Source organism: uncultured Chloroflexus sp. (genome assembly GCF_937129525.1).
GTDB lineage: Bacteria > Chloroflexota > Chloroflexia > Chloroflexales > Chloroflexaceae > Chloroflexus.
Map to the genome: position 1 here is coordinate 13,909 of NZ_CAKZNK010000057.1, position 16,415 is coordinate 30,323.

At 57.9% G+C, this 16,415-nt stretch carries 14 protein-coding genes and 1 tRNA gene; 10 read left to right on the forward strand and 5 right to left on the reverse strand.

The features are described 5' to 3' along the window. Positions 1-602: 602 nt before the first annotated feature. Positions 603-2,123, forward strand: a complete 1,521-nt coding sequence (malQ, locus tag Q0650_RS06325) for a 4-alpha-glucanotransferase (protein WP_298817039.1) — start codon at positions 603-605, stop codon at positions 2,121-2,123. An 88-nt stretch (positions 2,124-2,211) separates the two neighbouring features. Here the strand turns inward: malQ and Q0650_RS06330 are convergent, their stop codons facing one another. From Q0650_RS06330 to Q0650_RS06340, 3 genes are all read right to left on the reverse strand, one after another. Continuing rightward, positions 2,212-3,285, reverse strand: coding sequence for an RNA polymerase sigma factor RpoD/SigA (locus Q0650_RS06330; protein ID WP_298817041.1), 1,074 nt, complete (start codon positions 3,283-3,285; stop codon positions 2,212-2,214). Between the two features lie 155 nt (positions 3,286-3,440). After that, positions 3,441-4,163, reverse strand: a complete 723-nt coding sequence (locus Q0650_RS06335) for an SDR family NAD(P)-dependent oxidoreductase (RefSeq protein ID WP_298817043.1) — start codon at positions 4,161-4,163, stop codon at positions 3,441-3,443. Positions 4,164-4,771: 608 nt separating this feature from the next. After that, on the reverse strand, positions 4,772-5,269 hold the full coding sequence (locus Q0650_RS06340; protein WP_298817044.1) for a hypothetical protein: 498 nt from the start codon (positions 5,267-5,269) through the stop codon (positions 4,772-4,774). 386 nt (positions 5,270-5,655) lie between these two features. On the opposite strand from Q0650_RS06340, the gene Q0650_RS06345 reads away from it, so the two are divergent. The 3 genes from Q0650_RS06345 (at position 5,656) to Q0650_RS06355 (ending at position 7,907) form a co-directional block, all read left to right on the forward strand. Further along, positions 5,656-5,946 (forward strand): nucleotidyltransferase family protein, encoded by a 291-nt coding sequence (locus Q0650_RS06345; RefSeq protein WP_298817046.1) that lies wholly within the window; start codon positions 5,656-5,658, stop codon positions 5,944-5,946. After that, on the forward strand, positions 5,943-6,281 hold the full coding sequence (locus Q0650_RS06350; protein ID WP_298817048.1) for a DUF86 domain-containing protein: 339 nt from the start codon (positions 5,943-5,945) through the stop codon (positions 6,279-6,281). The genes Q0650_RS06345 and Q0650_RS06350 overlap by 4 nt, the downstream gene beginning before the upstream one ends. A 477-nt stretch (positions 6,282-6,758) precedes the next feature. Continuing rightward, positions 6,759-7,907: a PAS-domain containing protein gene (locus Q0650_RS06355; RefSeq protein ID WP_298817051.1), complete on the forward strand. Its 1,149-nt coding sequence runs from the start codon at positions 6,759-6,761 to the stop codon at positions 7,905-7,907. Positions 7,908-7,981: 74 nt separating this feature from the next. Here Q0650_RS06355 and Q0650_RS06360 read toward each other — a convergent pair whose 3' ends face one another. Then, on the reverse strand, positions 7,982-9,064 hold the full coding sequence (locus Q0650_RS06360; protein ID WP_298817053.1) for a polyprenyl synthetase family protein: 1,083 nt from the start codon (positions 9,062-9,064) through the stop codon (positions 7,982-7,984). Positions 9,065-9,409: 345 nt separating this feature from the next. On the opposite strand from Q0650_RS06360, the gene Q0650_RS06365 reads away from it, so the two are divergent. After that, the gene (locus Q0650_RS06365) at positions 9,410-10,009 is read left to right on the forward strand and encodes an RNA polymerase sigma factor (protein ID WP_298817055.1); all 600 of its coding nucleotides are present in this window, start codon (positions 9,410-9,412) and stop codon (positions 10,007-10,009) included. Positions 10,010-10,023: 14 nt separating this feature from the next. Next, positions 10,024-10,902 (forward strand): anti-sigma factor domain-containing protein, encoded by an 879-nt coding sequence (locus Q0650_RS06370; RefSeq protein WP_298817058.1) that lies wholly within the window; start codon positions 10,024-10,026, stop codon positions 10,900-10,902. Positions 10,903-11,007: 105 nt separating this feature from the next. Here Q0650_RS06370 and Q0650_RS06375 read toward each other — a convergent pair. Beyond that, positions 11,008-11,084, reverse strand: a tRNA-Arg gene (locus tag Q0650_RS06375). 220 nt (positions 11,085-11,304) lie between these two features. On the opposite strand from Q0650_RS06375, the gene Q0650_RS06380 reads away from it, so the two are divergent. From Q0650_RS06380 to Q0650_RS06395, 4 genes are all read left to right on the forward strand, one after another. Beyond that, positions 11,305-12,201 carry a dienelactone hydrolase family protein gene (locus tag Q0650_RS06380; protein ID WP_298817061.1) on the forward strand — a complete coding sequence of 299 codons (897 nt, stop codon included), beginning with the start codon at positions 11,305-11,307 and terminating at the stop codon, positions 12,199-12,201. A gap of 74 nt (positions 12,202-12,275) precedes the next feature. Continuing rightward, positions 12,276-13,058 (forward strand): TrmB family transcriptional regulator, encoded by a 783-nt coding sequence (locus tag Q0650_RS06385; protein WP_298817063.1) that lies wholly within the window; start codon positions 12,276-12,278, stop codon positions 13,056-13,058. Between the two features lie 111 nt (positions 13,059-13,169). After that, positions 13,170-15,092 carry a heavy metal translocating P-type ATPase gene (locus Q0650_RS06390; RefSeq protein ID WP_298817065.1) on the forward strand — a complete coding sequence of 641 codons (1,923 nt, stop codon included), beginning with the start codon at positions 13,170-13,172 and terminating at the stop codon, positions 15,090-15,092. Between the two features lie 459 nt (positions 15,093-15,551). Further along, positions 15,552-16,340 (forward strand): CAP domain-containing protein, encoded by a 789-nt coding sequence (locus Q0650_RS06395; RefSeq protein WP_298817093.1) that lies wholly within the window; start codon positions 15,552-15,554, stop codon positions 16,338-16,340. The last annotated feature ends 75 nt before the right edge of the window (positions 16,341-16,415 follow it).

The following is a 16,415-nucleotide window of genomic DNA, read 5'->3' on the forward strand; positions in this document are numbered from 1 at the left end:
GGTCGTCTCTGTGCCAATAACTATATTCCTGTTCCTTACCCCATATTGATCATCTCGCGGCTGCGGCGGCTCCGGCAGCAATGCGATGCCTGAAAGGGTTGACACGCCGCCGGAGTGGGTCGTGATGAGAGGTCGGGAGGCGCGAATGCCAACCGCGCCTCAATCCTTTGCCTGAGAGAGTGGCTGGCAACGTTGCCTGGCCACCTCGCCGCCGATGTGCGCTCACGCCACGCCTGGCTCACACCGTCAAGATCAATTCATTCCCCTCTTGGTTTGCATTGTCATTCCAGGAGTGTTTGTGTAGCTGCGACGATCTCTTGCGCCGTTGTCAGGGTGGAAACGGCGCCGGAACCGGTTCTTCAGCGCGGGGGATGGTAGCTTGGCGCGGGCGCAGCGCAGCGGCAATGAATCGGCGATGGTGAAAAGGGTTGTCTGCTGACGGAATGGGGTGTGATAACGACCGGTGAAATGTCGGAACTGGTCAGGGGGTGATAACCATAGCTCAACCAGGCGGGCACTATCTTCATGCTTGAAAAATTGTTTCTTGTGTTATAATTGCAAATACAACAAAATAGTTCATGAGCGCTCATTGAGGTGACACCATGTACGATCGGCGGGTCAGTGGTATTCTGCTCCATCCCTCGGCATTGCCGGGGCGTGGCGGAATTGGCGATATTGGCGATTCGGCGTATCGATTTGTTGATTGGTTGGTGACGGCCAAACAGCGACGCTGGCAAATTATGCCGCTGGGGCCGACCAGTTACGGCGACTCACCGTATGCCGGTCTGTCGGCGTTAGCTGGCAATCCACTGCTTATCTCGCTCGACCAGCTCGCAAGGGAAGGATGGCTTGACGAAAGCGCATTGCATGGCGCGCCGGGCGCTTACGGTGATTGGATCGATTACGGCGCCGTCATCCCGTGGAAGCTGACTCGCCTGGAGCGGGCATTTGCCCGCTTTATGGCGCATGCAGATGCGACGCAGCGCATGGCGTTCGAGCAGTTTTGCGCCGAACAGCAAGCCTGGCTCGATACCTTCGCGCTGTTTGCGGCTCTGAAAGAGGTATACCAGGGGGCGCCGTGGAATCACTGGGAGCCGGCGCTGGTTCGTCGCGATCCAGCCGCGTTGACTGCTGCGAGGCAGCAACTCACCGACCGGGTGGGGTTTCATCAGTTTTTGCAGTGGATCTTTTTTACTCAGTGGGCATCGTTGCGCCGTTATGCCAATGAGCGTGGCATTCAGATTATTGGTGATCTGCCGATCTTTGTCGCTTTTGATAGCGCTGATGTGTGGGCGAATCCGGACATTTTTTACCTTGACGATACCGGTCATCCGACGGTCGTTGCCGGTGTGCCGCCTGATTATTTCAGTCCAACCGGGCAGCGTTGGGGCAATCCGCTGTATCGATGGGATGTGCTGGCCCGGCGCGGTTACGACTGGTGGATCGAACGCTTCCGCATGCTCTTCAAGCTGGTCGATATTGCGCGGATTGATCACTTTCGCGGTTTTGCCGCTTACTGGGAGGTGCCGGCGCAGGCAGAGACGGCGTTATCCGGACGTTGGGTCCCCGGGCCGGGCGCAGCATTGTTTGAAGCGGTGCGGGCAGCGTTGGGGCGATTACCGATTATTGCCGAGGATCTCGGCCTGATCACTCCTGATGTGGATGAGCTGCGCCGTCATCTTGGTTTTCCGGGGATGGCAGTATTGCAGTTTGCCTGGGGGAGTGACGCGACGAGCGCCTACCTTCCGCACAACTACACGCGCGATCTGGTCGTCTATACCGGCACGCATGACAATGACACGACGGTTGGCTGGTGGTCATCGCTCAACGAACCCGCGCGGCAGCGTGTGCGTGACTATCTAGGAGCGCGCGACGAGCACATTGCCTGGGATTTCATTCGCGCTGCTTTGATGTCGGTAGCCGATACAGTGATCATCCCGATGCAAGATGTGCTGGGTCTCGGTTCGTGGGCGCGGCTCAACCTGCCGGGACGGGCCGAAGGTAATTGGGCATGGCGTATGCGGCCCGACCAGCTCAATTTCGACCTGGCTCATCATCTGGCCTATCTGACTGCCCTCTACGGACGCGAACCCTTGCCTGAGAAGGAACCGGCGCAGTATTGAAGCCAAAGGCGGCGAGGATGAAATATCCTCGCCGCCCGTTATTAATGATAAGCGCGCTGCGCAGTTTGTCGATAACAGTCAGCTCTGGCTAATCCAAATATCCGTGCAGCCGATGACCGACACTGGGGTGGCGCAAGCGGCGGAGCGCCTCTGCTTCGATCTGGCGGGTGCGTTCGCGCGTGATGCCGAAGGCTGCGCCGACCTCTTCGAGGGTACGACGTTGACCGTCGAGCAGGCCATAGCGCAACTGCAAGATCTTGCGCTCACGTTCGGGCAACTCGTTGAGAGCGGCGGTTAGTTCGGCCTGCAACATATTCTGTTCGGCGATCTCCATCGGCGACGCGACCGACTCATCGGCCAGGGTTTCGCTCACCCGTCCCTCTTGCTCGTTGTTCAGCGGTTGTTCGAGCGAGATCGGCTGGGTCGAAGCACGCAACAACCGCTTCACTTTGCGCAGACTCATATTGAGGGCGTGAGCCAGCTCTTCAGCAGTCGGCTCGCGCTCTAGCTCTTGTTCGAGCCGGTAGATAGCGCGGCGCAGATGAACAATGGATTCGCTGAGGTGAACCGGCAACCGGATCAGGCGGCTCTGTTCGGCGATGGCGCGGGTCACTGCCTGGCGAATCCACCAGGTAGCGTAGGTGCTGAAACGATTACCCTTGGTGTAATCAAACTTCTCAACTGCCCGCATCAGGCCGATATTGCCTTCCTGCACCAGATCCATAAATGCCATCGGGCTACCGATATACTTCTTGGCCACACTCACTACGAGGCGCAAATTGGCCTGGATCAGGCGGCGGCGCGCTTCTTCGCCGCGAGCCAGTTCCATTTCCAGGCGCATGCGCTCGCGCTCGCTGGTGTACTGCTCGTTTTGCAGGCGTTGACGCGCCTCTTTACCGCGGCTGTACTGCCGGGCCAGCTCTACCTCTTCTTCGGCAGTTAAAAGCGGTACCTGCCCGATCTCTTGCAAATAGAGCTGAACCGAGTCTTCAACCGGCTCAATATCGACCTCGTCACTGATCTCTTCGCTCAGATCGATAAGCTCTTCTTCAGCAACGAGTTCAACATCGCCGTCCCACTCAGCATCGAGTTCGGTTGTCTCACTGACTTCGTCCGGTTCAATTTCATTGTCGGCTACGTGCTTTTGGGGGAAGGCTTTCACGGCAGTACTCCTTGTCTCCGGTCGGTGGCGACGACGCGGGCCTCAGGTTCTTTGAGGATTGCCGATTATTCTCTATCTGGATATACGCCTCCTCAAAGATTTCGGATGTGTATATTTTCGATCTTTGCACAGATTTTGTCAATACCCTGAACAGGTTAATTTTGCGCCAATTTTCGAGCGTGGGCATCGACAGTCTGTCCGGTCTGGCTCCGCGGTGGTAGAGCGGCCAATTCGACCACTGCCGGGCCAATTTCATCAGGGCTAAGCAGACCGCTCCGCACTTCGGGCACAGTCGCGCGCACCAGATAGGTGTCGGCAAAGCCGCCGGGATGCACCAGATTGACGTTGATCCCAAAGCGGCGCAGATCTTTCGCCATGACTCGCGCCAGGCCGTCAACTCCGGCTTTGGCGGCGTAATAGGCGGCGAAACCGGGCACGGCGATGCGCTCAAGGGGAGCGCCAATGACGATGATATTGCCGCCGCCGGCTTCGATCATCTGGGGGATGACGGCGCGCGCGCTGAGAAAGACGCCTTTGAGCAGCGTGTCGATAACTGCGTCCCATTGGCTTTCGCTGGTCTCGTAAATCGGCGCGCGCAGGCCGATACCGGCTGCGGCAACCAGAATTCGAATCGGGCCGAATTGCTCGTGAGCGCGAGCTACAGCTTGCTTGAGTTGACTGCTCTCGCGCACATCGGCGGTCAGGCCAAGCGCTGACTGTCCTTGCTCTTCAATCAGCCAGACAGTTTCGGCGACTTCATCAGCGCTCCGAGCGAGCACTGAAACAGCGGCGCCGGCGCGGGCTAATGCCAGGGCGCTGGCTCGTCCCAGACCTCTGCCGCCACCGGTTACCAGCGCATGCATTCCAGTGAGAGTCATGGCAAACTCCTTTGTCAATGTTTTGCACACATTTTGCATACCTATCATGGTTATACCACACTTGCTATGCGCGCGGCGAGTACAATCTGTTGGAATTGGCAGTTGAAGGATGTTTGCTCTGCCCTATAATGCAAATGCATCTCTTCCTGGGAAACAGCTCATTCAGGCCGGGGTGAGTTGGAAATCTCATCGGGCGGCTGTTCTTTGCAGGGATTTCACCTGTTGGTGGCGGTATTTTTGCTGGTAGGCCTCCATGTTGGCGGGTTGGTATTCGATCTTGTACGTTACCATGCGGCAGTACACCCGGGCGATGACGCGCGCCGTGGCCACCGCCGCCTGTCCGGGCTGAGACGGGCTTTCATCCGCCGATAGAAGACGCTGAAGACGCAGTCCGAGCGCATGACCGAGGTGGCTGCCTTGCAACAGACCTGCCCGGCGCGGTTGCGCGTGTGAGCGTGGCGCTACGCAGTGTCTGGCCGCCCGAGATTTCGCGCTTGGGAGCCGGCCCCAGCCAGGAGCAGACGTGGTTTTCGGTGGGGAACCTGGACATGTTCCCGTCTCTATGACGGCCTGCTGAACCGGCGAGACGACCAGCCCGTGAATGACGGTCACGGCTGCGCCGCAGATGCGCTTGAGATGCTTGCGGATGTCCCGTAGGCGCGCTCGATGTCGGCGTCGCAGGCTTCGATCTGGCGGGTGGAGAAGTCGTACATCGCCAGGGATTGCTTGAGGACGAAGAGATGCTCCTGGCGCAGGCGCCGGTCAGCGCCTGGGCAATCGCTGCTTCGTCCTTCTGGCAGCGATAGTCCCGCAGCGCCGCCAGTTTGTGTGGGTCGCGCTCGCCTGCGGGAACGGGCGCTGATCAGGTGGCAGCGACAACCGTCCGCTTTCAGGGTCTCGAAGAGCGGGATCCAGGAGACGCTGACGCTTTCCATAGCGACCGTCTCGATGTGGTGTTCTTTCAGCCAGGCGGCGATTGTCTGCAGGTCGGGGGTGGAGACGCCGAAGGAGCGCGCCAGCCCGGTGTTCGCTTTTCCCGGTACGCAAACCCGGATTTCGCGGGCGCCGATGTCTACGCTGGCAGCGTTCGGGTTGAGGCGGGTCATCGAAGCGAAGGGACGGGCTGCCGCCAGTTGTGCCTTGGGTTGGCCGAGTTTGCTGATGAGGGTACCTCCTGCTTGAAATTCGGCAGGCCCGGCTGCATGGGGGGAAGAGCTTCCTGAACGGGGTCACCTGGGTCGCCACCACTGGCCATATCATCACAGCCGGAAACCACATTGCCGCTCGGCCAATGCGAATGGTACGGCTTGCGTGCCTGCCGCTTTTGAGTATACTGTGCATGAGGAGCCGCGCCCCTGTTTCCCCCTGGATGAACGACGTCCGCGCAGTCGAGGGATGTTGCACACGGATGGCTTCGCCTGTCGGCTCGCTGCCAGTGAGCCAAGCCGTTAGCCCGCCGACAGATGGCACAATTGCACAAGGGAATGTACCTATGAATGCAAAAGATGTCGTAGCTAAGTTGAAAGAATTAAAACCCATCATCGTTGAGCGTTATAAGGTCAGAGAAATCGGCCTGTTTGGTTCTTTCGTTCGTGGGGAACAAGATGCAAGCAGTGACATTGACTTGCTGGCAGAGTTTGAAGAGAACGCAGATTTATTTGATTTGATTGGATTGGCTTTGTATTTAGAAGAAATATTCCAGCGTCAGGTAGATGTGGTCCCCAAGCAAGCCCTTCGCGCAGAATTGCGAGAATCTGTCCTGCAACAGGTTGTGACTGTATGAGAGATTATACCCTTTATTTGAAGGATAGCCTGAGAGCGATAGAAAGCATAGAAGGCTTCATTTCAGGAATGGACTTGGAGACATTCCAGGCAGACGATAAGACCACCAGTGCCGTCATGCGAAAACTTGAAATCATTGGGGAAGCGGCGAAGCAGATACCCGATGAGATACGCCAAAAGCATTCCCAAATTCCATGGAAAGAAATGGCGGGCATGAGAGATAAGTTAATCCACTTTTACTTTGGCGTAGACTATCATCTGGTTTGGAAGGCAATAACAGAACGACTACCACACGTCAAGCGAGAGATTGAGAAGACATTGCAAAGCGCGGACTAACACGGCGTTCCGGGAAACAAACAAGCCATTTTTGAGACCAATTGGCGCCTGCTGCATAACCCCAAAAGGGCCTCACCGGCCTTCTTCGGCGAATCCTGTCCATCTGGTTTTCGGCGCGAACGGCGCGGCGTCAAGGGTAACATCAGATTCTTGAACGGGGTCGCCCTTGCGCGCACTCTGACCGCGCTGGCGATGGAGCGCGTCAAGGGTAACATCAGATTCCTGAACGGGGTCACCTGGGTCGCCACCACTGGCCATATCATCGCAGCCGGAAACCACATTGCCGCTCGGCCAATGCGAATGGTACGGCTTGCGTGCCTGCCGCTTTTGAGTATACTGCGTATGAGGAGCCGCGCCCCTGTTTCCCCCTGGATGAACGACGTCCGCGTTGTCGAGGGATGTTGTCCCAGACTGCAGGGCCGATAGCCGATAGGTCTATAATGCAACTACATCTCTTGTATCAGACTGCAGGAAGCGATGAGCAATGAACTTTTGGCAATCCTTGATGCCTTACCGTTGCCAACTGTCTATGCGCCAGAGGGGGGGCCGGTATGGCGTAATCGCATATGGCAGGAATGGAGTGGCACGAGCGAATCTGCGAATGATTTGATTGCCGCATGCGCGCAACTGCTGGCCTGGGAGGATCGTGACTGTGAGGCCGCGCGGGAATGGGTTGGGGTGTTATTGGCGGGCGATCCGCCCCTGTCACTTGCCGCGCCGTTGCGCTGCGATCGGTCGCGTTATGCGCAGGTGGTCATTCGGCGTAGTGAAACTGCGCTGACTGCGCAGGCAGTGGATATTACGGCGCTGTTGACCGTTCAGCGCTCAGCAGAAAAACAGCTTAACGTCATTCTCGACGCGCTTGACAGCCTTGAAGAGGGCTTTCTCTTGCTCGACGCCGAAGATCGAATTGTTTTTTGCAATCGCCGCTATCGCGAGCTGTACGCGATCAGTGCCGATCTAATTACGCCGTGGCGACCGTTTGCCGAGTTCATTCGGTTGGGCGCCGAGCGTGGCCAGTATGCGGCGGCAATTGGGCGAGTTGATGAGTGGGTAGCCGAGCGATTGCGACAGCACGCTGAGCTAGAGCCGATTGAGCAGCATCTGGCTGACGGGCGCTGGATACGGATCGTTGAGCGTCGCACTGCCGATGGTGGCACGGTTGGCTTGCGGATCGATATTACCGACATCAAGCAGGCAGAAGAGTTGCGGCGGCAGTTGGCGATCAGCGAAGAGGTGATTGCGGCGCAGTCTGCGTTGCTGGCCGAACTTTCAACGCCGGTGCTGGAAGTGGCGTCGCGGGTTTTGCTGGCGCCAATGGTCGGCGCGTTTGACAGCGCGCGGATGGAAAAACTGGTGGCGACGTTGTTGCAACACGTGCAGCAGCGTCAGGCTCGAGTAGTTGTGCTTGATGTCACCGGTGTGCCGGTCATAGATACGCAGGTCGGGCAGGCGCTCTTGCAATGCGCAACCGCAGTGCGGTTGCTTGGCGCGCAGATGATTGTCACCGGTATTCGTCCCGATGTCGCGCAGACTCTGGCCATGCTCGGCGTAGATCTCGGCTCGATTGATACGCGTGCCGACCTGCGCGACGGCGTGCAGTATGCTTTGCGTCAACGTGGCTGAAACCCGTTTCGATGTGAATGCAGTGAATGGCGAAATATGGGCGATGCCTGGCATCGCCCATACTGTTGCTCAGATTAGACCGCGCGTTCGATCACGAAGCGAGCGATCTCAACTAATGCCTGATGAGCCGAAGAGGGCGGGAAGATGTCGAGATGCGCAATTGCCCGCTCGATGTAACGTTCGGCTTCAGCTTGCGCTGCGGCGACGCCACCAAGGTCGATAACTTCACGAATCACGGCTGCAACCAGAGTTTCGTCTGGTGGTGTTTCCTGTAAGACATCGCGCAGGCGCGGGCTGGGTGACGCGGCAGTGGCGTAAATGAGCGGCAGCGTGATGGTGCCTTGTCGTAAATCATTGCCGGCTGGTTTGCCCATCGTCCGCTCATCGCCGATAAAGTCAAGCACATCATCGACAATCTGGAATGCCATGCCGAGATCGTACCCGTAGCGACCAAGGGCTGCCACCTGCTCATCGTTGCCGCCACCAGCGACCATACCGGCTTTGCACGCTGCTTCGAACAACACGGCGGTTTTGGCGCCGGTTTTGTAGAGGTACTGGTTTAAGGCGCGGTCAAATGGTTCGGCAACAGTCACCGGACTGAGTTCACCTTCGCAGATAGTTTGCACTGCCTCGGCGTAGAAGGTAATGATGCGCGGATCGGGGCTAAGCGCCATCTCGGCGGCAGCGAGCGCAAAAAAGTAGTCGCCGACCATAAGCGCAACATCGTTATCCCAGCGGGCATGAACGGTAATCTGGCCGCGTCGGCGGTTGGCCTGATCAACTAGATCGTCGTGAACAAGTGATGCAGCGTGGATCAGTTCGGCGGCTGCCGCCGGATGCAATACGCGCTCGAGCTGGTATTGGCCGAGATGGGCCGCAAGCACGGCCAGCGCAGCGCGGAGGCGTTTGCCACCTGAGCGCACAGTATGCGCGCCGGCAGCGCTAATCACGGCTACTCGCGAGGCTGTGCGTTCGAGCAGGCGTTGCTCGATTGCGCCAAGATCAGCCAGGATACCGGCGCGATGGAAGATGCCGGCCAGACCGCCAGCGGTTTGCGGTGGCAGCTCTCCGGTAACGTGATAACCATTTGTTACTACCCGCGTCTCGGGCACTGTCACCGGCCCTGATGGGTTCAATTGCGGTTGGTAGCCGGCCATGCGGCTGTTCCTTCCTAGGATCGCCGAGCCGGTCTGGCGCCGGAGGCGACGACGATCCGGCGATTGTGGCGCGCCTGCCAGAGAGGATAAGGTGAAATATAGTCACCTTGTGATATTCGCCACAATCTGAACTATAACATATTCATTGCGGCTGTCAAGCAAAGAATTCGATTCAATATAACTGTACCATAATTTGCGAGGTATTGGTATCTTCACCTGACAACAGGCGATATTTTACCTGAGTGGTACGAGGCGTGTATAATAGGCGCGAGGAATCTTCGCACATCACAGCGTTGTAAGGCATCCAATCCGGCGTGATGTGCGTATATCTGAGAGAGGTTGGCTGTGGCCCAACCGCATGATGTGGCTCGTTTGACCCGGCTGAGTGACGAGGCATTAATGGAATTAGTCGCCGCTGGCGACAGCGCAGCGTTAGCGCAACTGTATGATCGGCACTCGCGAGTAGTATACGGTCTGGCGCTCAGGATGCTGGGCACGGCTGAGCCAGCGGAAGAGGTGGTGCAAGAAACCTTCTGGCGCATCTGGAAGCGAGCGGTAACCTTTCAAACCGGCAATTCGTTCCTGCCCTGGATGTTTGGTATTGCCCGCAATCTCTGCATCGATGAGCTGCGACGGCGGCAAGTGCGTCCAGCTTCTGCAAGCAACGGTGAAGAGGCGCTGGCAAATGTGCCCGATCAGCAGCAAGATGTTGAACAATCAACGCTGGAAATTGAGCGTCGCCGCCTGATTACCAGCGCGCTGGCTGATCTGCCGGCTGATCAGCGTGAAGTCATTGAGCTGGCCTATTTCGGTGGTTTGTCGCAGCGCGAGATTGCCGATCAGTTGCAAAGCCCCCTGGGTACTATCAAGACGCGCATTCGGCTCGGTTTGCAGAAATTGAAGCAGGCATTGCTTCACTATGGCATAGATGCAATCGATCACTAGAAGAGTAGTTAGCAATGCACGACTCAGATCAGGAACGTGAACAAGCGCTGCTTGCTGCGGCTGCTCTTGGCAGTCTTGACCCCGCCGATCTGGCAGCGCTTGATCAACTATTAACCAGTTCCCCTGCGGCACGCGCCGAACTGCAACAGTTGCGCGAAACGGTGGCGTTGCTGCCGTATGCGGCGCCGCCGGTGTCGCCACCGCAGCGGGTACGCGCGCAGCTTATGGCGCGGATTGCGGCTGACCAGGCTCAACGCGCGCGCGGGGCATCGCCGAATCCGACCCGACGCGCCGGCTGGCTGGTTCCGGCAGCGCTGACCGCGCTCGCTGTGGTGATGGTGTTTCTCGGTAGTTTGACCCTTTCTCTCCAGAGCCAGGTTGCAGCCTTGACTGCAACGAACCAGCAATTGCTGGCAGCAGTGCGGGATTTGCGTCAGGCGGTAACGGATAGTGAAGCGCAACAGGCGCAACTGGCGGCGCAACTTGCTCGCTCTGAGCAACAGATTGCCCGCCTGAATGAACAGATTGAACACGAACGACTGCTGGTTTCGTTTGTCAGCGCGCCGGGTGTGGCTACCCGCGAATTGTTGCCGACTCGCGCCGATCTGACAGCGCGAGGTGAAATGTACATGTATCCCGGTGAAGCGCAGGCCGTTGTGGTGTTTAGTGGGTTGCCGCAGTTACAACCTGATCGTGTTTACCGCTTCTGGTTGAGTGATGGCGTGCAGCGGATTGCCGCCGGAACCTTTCACGTCGATGCGACCGGTCTGGCGACACTGGTGGTTACGGCGCCGCGCGAAGTCAATGCCTATACTGAGGTGATGGTAACGGTAGAACCGACCGACGCTGCTGCGCCGGGCGAGGTTGAGGTGATTTTGACCGGAACGTTGTGATTGAATGGCGAGAGTCTGCTCTCATTTGCTCGATGATAACCGGTAGTTGTGGCGCTGCCGATGTGGAACGAAATACCCGCCCGATAAGGGCGGGTATCTTTGTACTGGCGACTCCGAGTGGGCTCGAACCACCAACCTTCAGCTCCGGAGGCTGACGCTCTATCCAATTGAGCTACGGAGTCATTTCGCCCCAAAGTATACTCGATTGCCGACAAGCTGTCAATGGCAAGAGTTGCGCCTGGTGGCTGTCAGGCATTGTTTGAGTACACAACTTTTGACTTCAGGTTGTAGAAAGACTACAATCGCTATTAGGCTGGCTCGTTGCGAGTTAGCGGCATCTCGCAACCTGCTCATGTTATTTGTCGCAACCACAACCCTCGATTGTCAGAACACACCCGGAGGATGAGCGTGCAACGGTGGAAGCGCATCTTGAGCTGGATCGGTCTGGTCATCGCCGTGGCAATTGGCGGCCTGTTATTGAGTATTCCATTTGACGCCCTGATCGGTAGTGGGCGAGTTGCCGCGCTCACCAATACCACCATTCCCGGCCCGGCTGGCCCGATTCGCGCATTTGTCGCCCAACCGGACACTCCTGGCCCTCATCCAGCCGTCATCATGATCCACGAGTGGTGGGGGTTGCGTCCCGACATCATCGAAAAAGCCACTGCGTTAGCCGCCGATGGCTATCTGGTGGTGGCTCCTGACACCTTTCGCGGCGCCAGTACAACGTGGATTCCTCGCGCCATCTATCAGGTCACCACAACTCCGCTCGAACAAGTGCAGGCCGATCTTGATGCGGTGTTCGCATGGCTGACGGCGCGGCCTGATGTGCTGGCCGATCAGATTGCTGTAATCGGCTTTTGCTACGGTGGCCGTATGTCATTGCTCTACACGCTGCACAACCCGGCGATTGCGGCAACCGGTATCTTCTACGGGATGGCGACGGTCGATCCGGGCGCATTGGGCCAGATCCGCGGGCCGGTGCTGGGGATCTTCGGTGGAGCTGATGCCTCGATCCCGCTCAGCGAAGTCGAGCAGCTTGAACGCAACCTGAAAGCTGCCGGAGTTGATACGCGCTTCCTGATATTTCCCGATCAGCCGCATGCCTTTGTTGGTGGCATCGAGTCAATTAATGCCGGCGGCGCGCCTGGCGAAGCCTGGCAGGCGTTGCGAGCGTTTCTGTCGGAGGCATTGCGACAGACCCCGGCGTCGCAGTTACCTCTACCGGCTGGCAGCCCGGGATCATCAGCGGGATCGGTTTGGGGCATGCTGCATCATCGCTTCGTCTGCGGCTGGTAGACGAATTTACAAAGATCGCCTTGACGAAATTCGTGGAGAGTGGTACACTTTTAGTAGTTCGGAAATGAACAACTATGATGGACGCGAATCTATTAGAACAATTGACTGCGCTGGGGCTAACCGAATATGAAGCGCGTGTATACCTGGCGTTGCTGAGCGAGCATCCATCCACAGGGTATCAGATCAGCAAGATGGCCGGTATCCCGCGCTCGATGGTCTACGAAGCGTTAGGGCGGTTAGAAGCGCGCGGCGCGGTACTGAAGTCGGTTGAAGAGAAAGCGACGCTCTACCGTCCGATCTCGCCGGCGATTCTGCTTGATCGGTACGAGCGTGAAGCGCGCGAGCGGGCTGAGACGTTGCGCAACCAGTTGATGCCGCTCTTTCGGCACGAAGAGAGCGACCGGCTGTGGAACTTTAGCGGTCGTCGCGAGGCACTGGCTGCGGCGCGCGATCTGATCGAGGGCGCCGAACGCGAGCTGATGCTGGTCTTGACCGATGCCGACGTTGAAGCGCTCTACCCGGCGCTGGCCGCAGCGCATGCGCGTGGCGTGGCGCTCGGCGTCATTCTCACCGGCGAAGCGCCGTTTTCGTTTGGTCAGGTGGTGCGTCATCCCAAACGTGAGACCGAGTTGCATGGGATGGTCGAAACCTTGATCGTTGTGGCTGACGAGCGCGAGTTTCTGATCGCATCCGGTCATCTGTCTACTACCGCCACGGTCACGACCAATCGCAATATGGTCTTGATCGCGCGCCAGTTTATCTGGATGGAGCTGTTCGCCCAACGAATTTTTGCCCGTCTCGGTGATGATCTGTTAGCCAGACTTGACCCCGAAGATCGGCAAGTGCTGCATTCGTAGGTCGAGCGGTGAGCGTGGCGAAGAAATCTTCTCGCGGGCATTTGCCAGGCTCAGCCAGACAGGATAGCGGCAGGCGTAGCCGGTTAGCGCAGCGGCAGAGAGGAGATGAGCATGATTACCGTTTCCAATACAACATCCCGACAGCGATGGACGCTGTGGCTAAATGACGAGATCCTCGAACCGGCCTTTGTAGCGTTGACTTTGATCGGAATTATTGCCGGTCTTATGTTAGAAGGGATCGGTGCGCCTGATACCGTTATTCTGGCCGTTCATCTCGCAACCTACTTTTTTGGCGGTTTTTACGCCACTCGCACTATTATCGAGTCGCTGCGCCACTGGTCAATTGAGGTCGATCTCTTAATGGTGCTGGCGGCACTCGGCGCCGGCTACCTGGGTGATTTTACCGAAGGCGCCATTCTGCTCTTCCTCTTTTCGCTCAGCAATGTGCTACAAGCGTATGCGATGCGGCGCACCAGGCAGGCAATCAGCGCTTTGATGGAATTGCGCCCCGATACGGTTACCATACTTCGTGACGGACGCGAACTCCAGGTATCGGTTGAGGAGGTACAGGTTGGTGACGTGGTAGCCCTGCATCCCGGCGATCGCGTGCCGCTTGATGGAGTGATCGAGCGCGGGAGTGGCGCATTTGACGAGTCGGCTATCACTGGTGAGTCAATGCCGGTGCTGAAGACGCCGGGCATGACGGTACTGGCCGGCACGCTCAACCAGACTGGCGCGATTGCGATGCGGGTAACGAAACCGGCACATGAGAGCACGCTGGCCCGCATCATCACAATGGTGAGCGAAGCACAGGCGCGCAAAGCGCGTTCGCAGAGCTTTCTCGAATATTTCGAGCAGCGTTATGCGATTGGCGTGATTGTGGCCGTAGCCCTCTTCATCCTGGCGATGCCGGCGCTTACCGGCGCTGCCTTTGCCGATGTCTTCTATCGCGGCATGGTGCTGCTCACGGTTGCATCACCCTGCGCGCTGGTCATTAGCGTGCCGGCATCACTGCTTAGCGCAATTGCTGCCGGCGCCCGGCGCGGCGTGCTCTTCAAGGGTGGCGTGCATCTGGAAGAGCTGAGCAAGGTGCGCGTGATCGCTTTCGACAAGACCGGTACCCTTACCTTTGGCAAACCAGTAGTGACCGATCTGGTGCCGGAAGGTGATATTGATGAGCAGGAACTGCTGACCGTCGCGGCTCGCGCCGAGCAGCCTTCAGAGCATCCGATTGCGCGCGCGATTTTGCATGCCGCCGAAGAGCGTGGCATCACGATTGCGCCTCCCGATCAATTCACCGCCGTGACCGGTATGGGGGTCAAGGCGATGTGGGATGGCGTTGAGACACTGGTTGGCTCGCCACGGCTGTTTGCCGAGGCAGGCGTTATTGTGCCTGCCGGGTTACTCGCTCGCGCCGATGAACTGATCGGGCAAGGGCGGGGAAGCGTATTGCTGGTCAGGCGCGGCAAGCAGTGGCTGGGATTGGTTGCCGTCATGGATCGCGAACGTCCTGATGCGGCGCAGCGGATTGCCGAGTTGCGCGCCGCCGGGATCGAGCGGATCGTAATGCTCACTGGCGATAATCCGCAGGTGGCTGAGGCAATGGCGCGACGATTGGGTATCGACGAGGTGCATGCCGGCCTCTTGCCTGCCGATAAGCTCCGCATTGTCGAACAGCTTCGTCAGCGCTACGGAGCGGTCGCGATGGTTGGTGATGGCGTCAACGATGCGCCGGCACTGGCAGCAGCGACAGTGGGGATTGCCATGGGCGCAGCGGGAACAGATGCCGCTCTCGAAACTGCCGACCTGGTCTTGATGCGCGATGATTTAGGTGCAATTAGCTATGCGCTGCGCCTGAGCCGCCGGACCCAGCGCGTGGTCTGGCAGAATATCGCCTTCGCGCTGGCCGTGGTTGTCGTGCTGGTGAGCGCGACTCTGACCATCGGTGTGCCATTGCCGCTCGGCGTGGTTGGTCACGAGGGGAGTACCATCATTGTGGTGCTGAACGGACTACGGTTGTTGCTGTTTCGGTGACAGTTGGTTAGCGCCATGATCTGAATGAACCCGGCGCAGTGAAGCTGGTAGTAATATCAGGAACGTAAACTATGTCTGGCGGGACGCAATTCTGCGTCCCGCCGTTGGTTTATATCACGCGCAGATTCGGTTGCGAGCAGGGTCTTTCGCTGCTGTGCGATGGCGGTGGAGATACGCTCCGGCAAATGCGGGATGGATGTGATGCGGGATTGTCTTCCGCGCGGACACCGACTGCGAGAAGTAACGCTTTACTGGAGGTTAAGTAATTTGCTCTGACAGGTAATGTTTGAGTCATCTTGGTTTGCTATTGTAGAAGCAACGTATACCGGCATTCGTGAGGTGAAGGATATGCGTTTTTGCTCTGTTTTTTGCGTTGTTCTCGTTCTTTGTCTAATCCTCTGGCCAGCGCCGCCACCTCCACTTGACGCGCAAGCCGATCTAATGTAGCAAGTCATCGAGCTGACGAATCAAATTCGGATGGCCAACGGCCTGTCACCGCTTCGCCGCAATGACCAGTTACAGGCTGCCGCAATGTATATCGCGCAAGACAATGCCAGTCGCAATCTGCTCTCACATACCGATGCGCTGGGTAGAACTATGGGCAGTCGATTTCGGGATTTCGGGTATAACTACTCAATCGCGGCAGAAAATCTCGCGGCAGGGTATCAGACGCCGGCCAGTGTGCTGGATGGCTGGATGAATAGTTCGGGGCATCGAGATAATATTCTGCGGGATGGCTTATGTGAAATCGGTGCCGGCTATGTCTACGCGAGCAATACGACCTATAAAAGCTTTTGGTCACAAGCGTTTGGCTGTCGCTTCAACACCTATCCGGTCGTGATTAATGGCGAAGCGGCGGCGACGACATCGCCCTTGGTGCAGCTCTACATCTACGGCAGCGGGTGGGCCGAGCAGATGCGGCTGAGTAACGACGGCGTCACCTGGACGGAGTGGATGCCTTACGCTTCCACAATGAATTGGACGATCCCATCCGGTCAGGGAATGCGCACCGTCTTTGTCGAGGTGCGGCGTGGCGCAACTGTCTATCAGTCGAGCGATACGATTGAGCTGGTTGCCACTTCCACGCCCACGCCGACGCGCACGCTAACGCCCACGCCGACGCGCACGCTAACGCCCACGCCGACGCGCACGCTAACGCCCACGCTCACGCCGACGCGCACCCCAACAGCGCCAGCAACCGGCACTACACCGCCGTATCAGATCTTCATTCCGGTGACGTTGAATTGACAAATCGCTGCTTCAGACGTATAGTTAGGAAAGCCTGTAAGGCGCTGGTTAACAACGATGAGGAACGGAACCGCT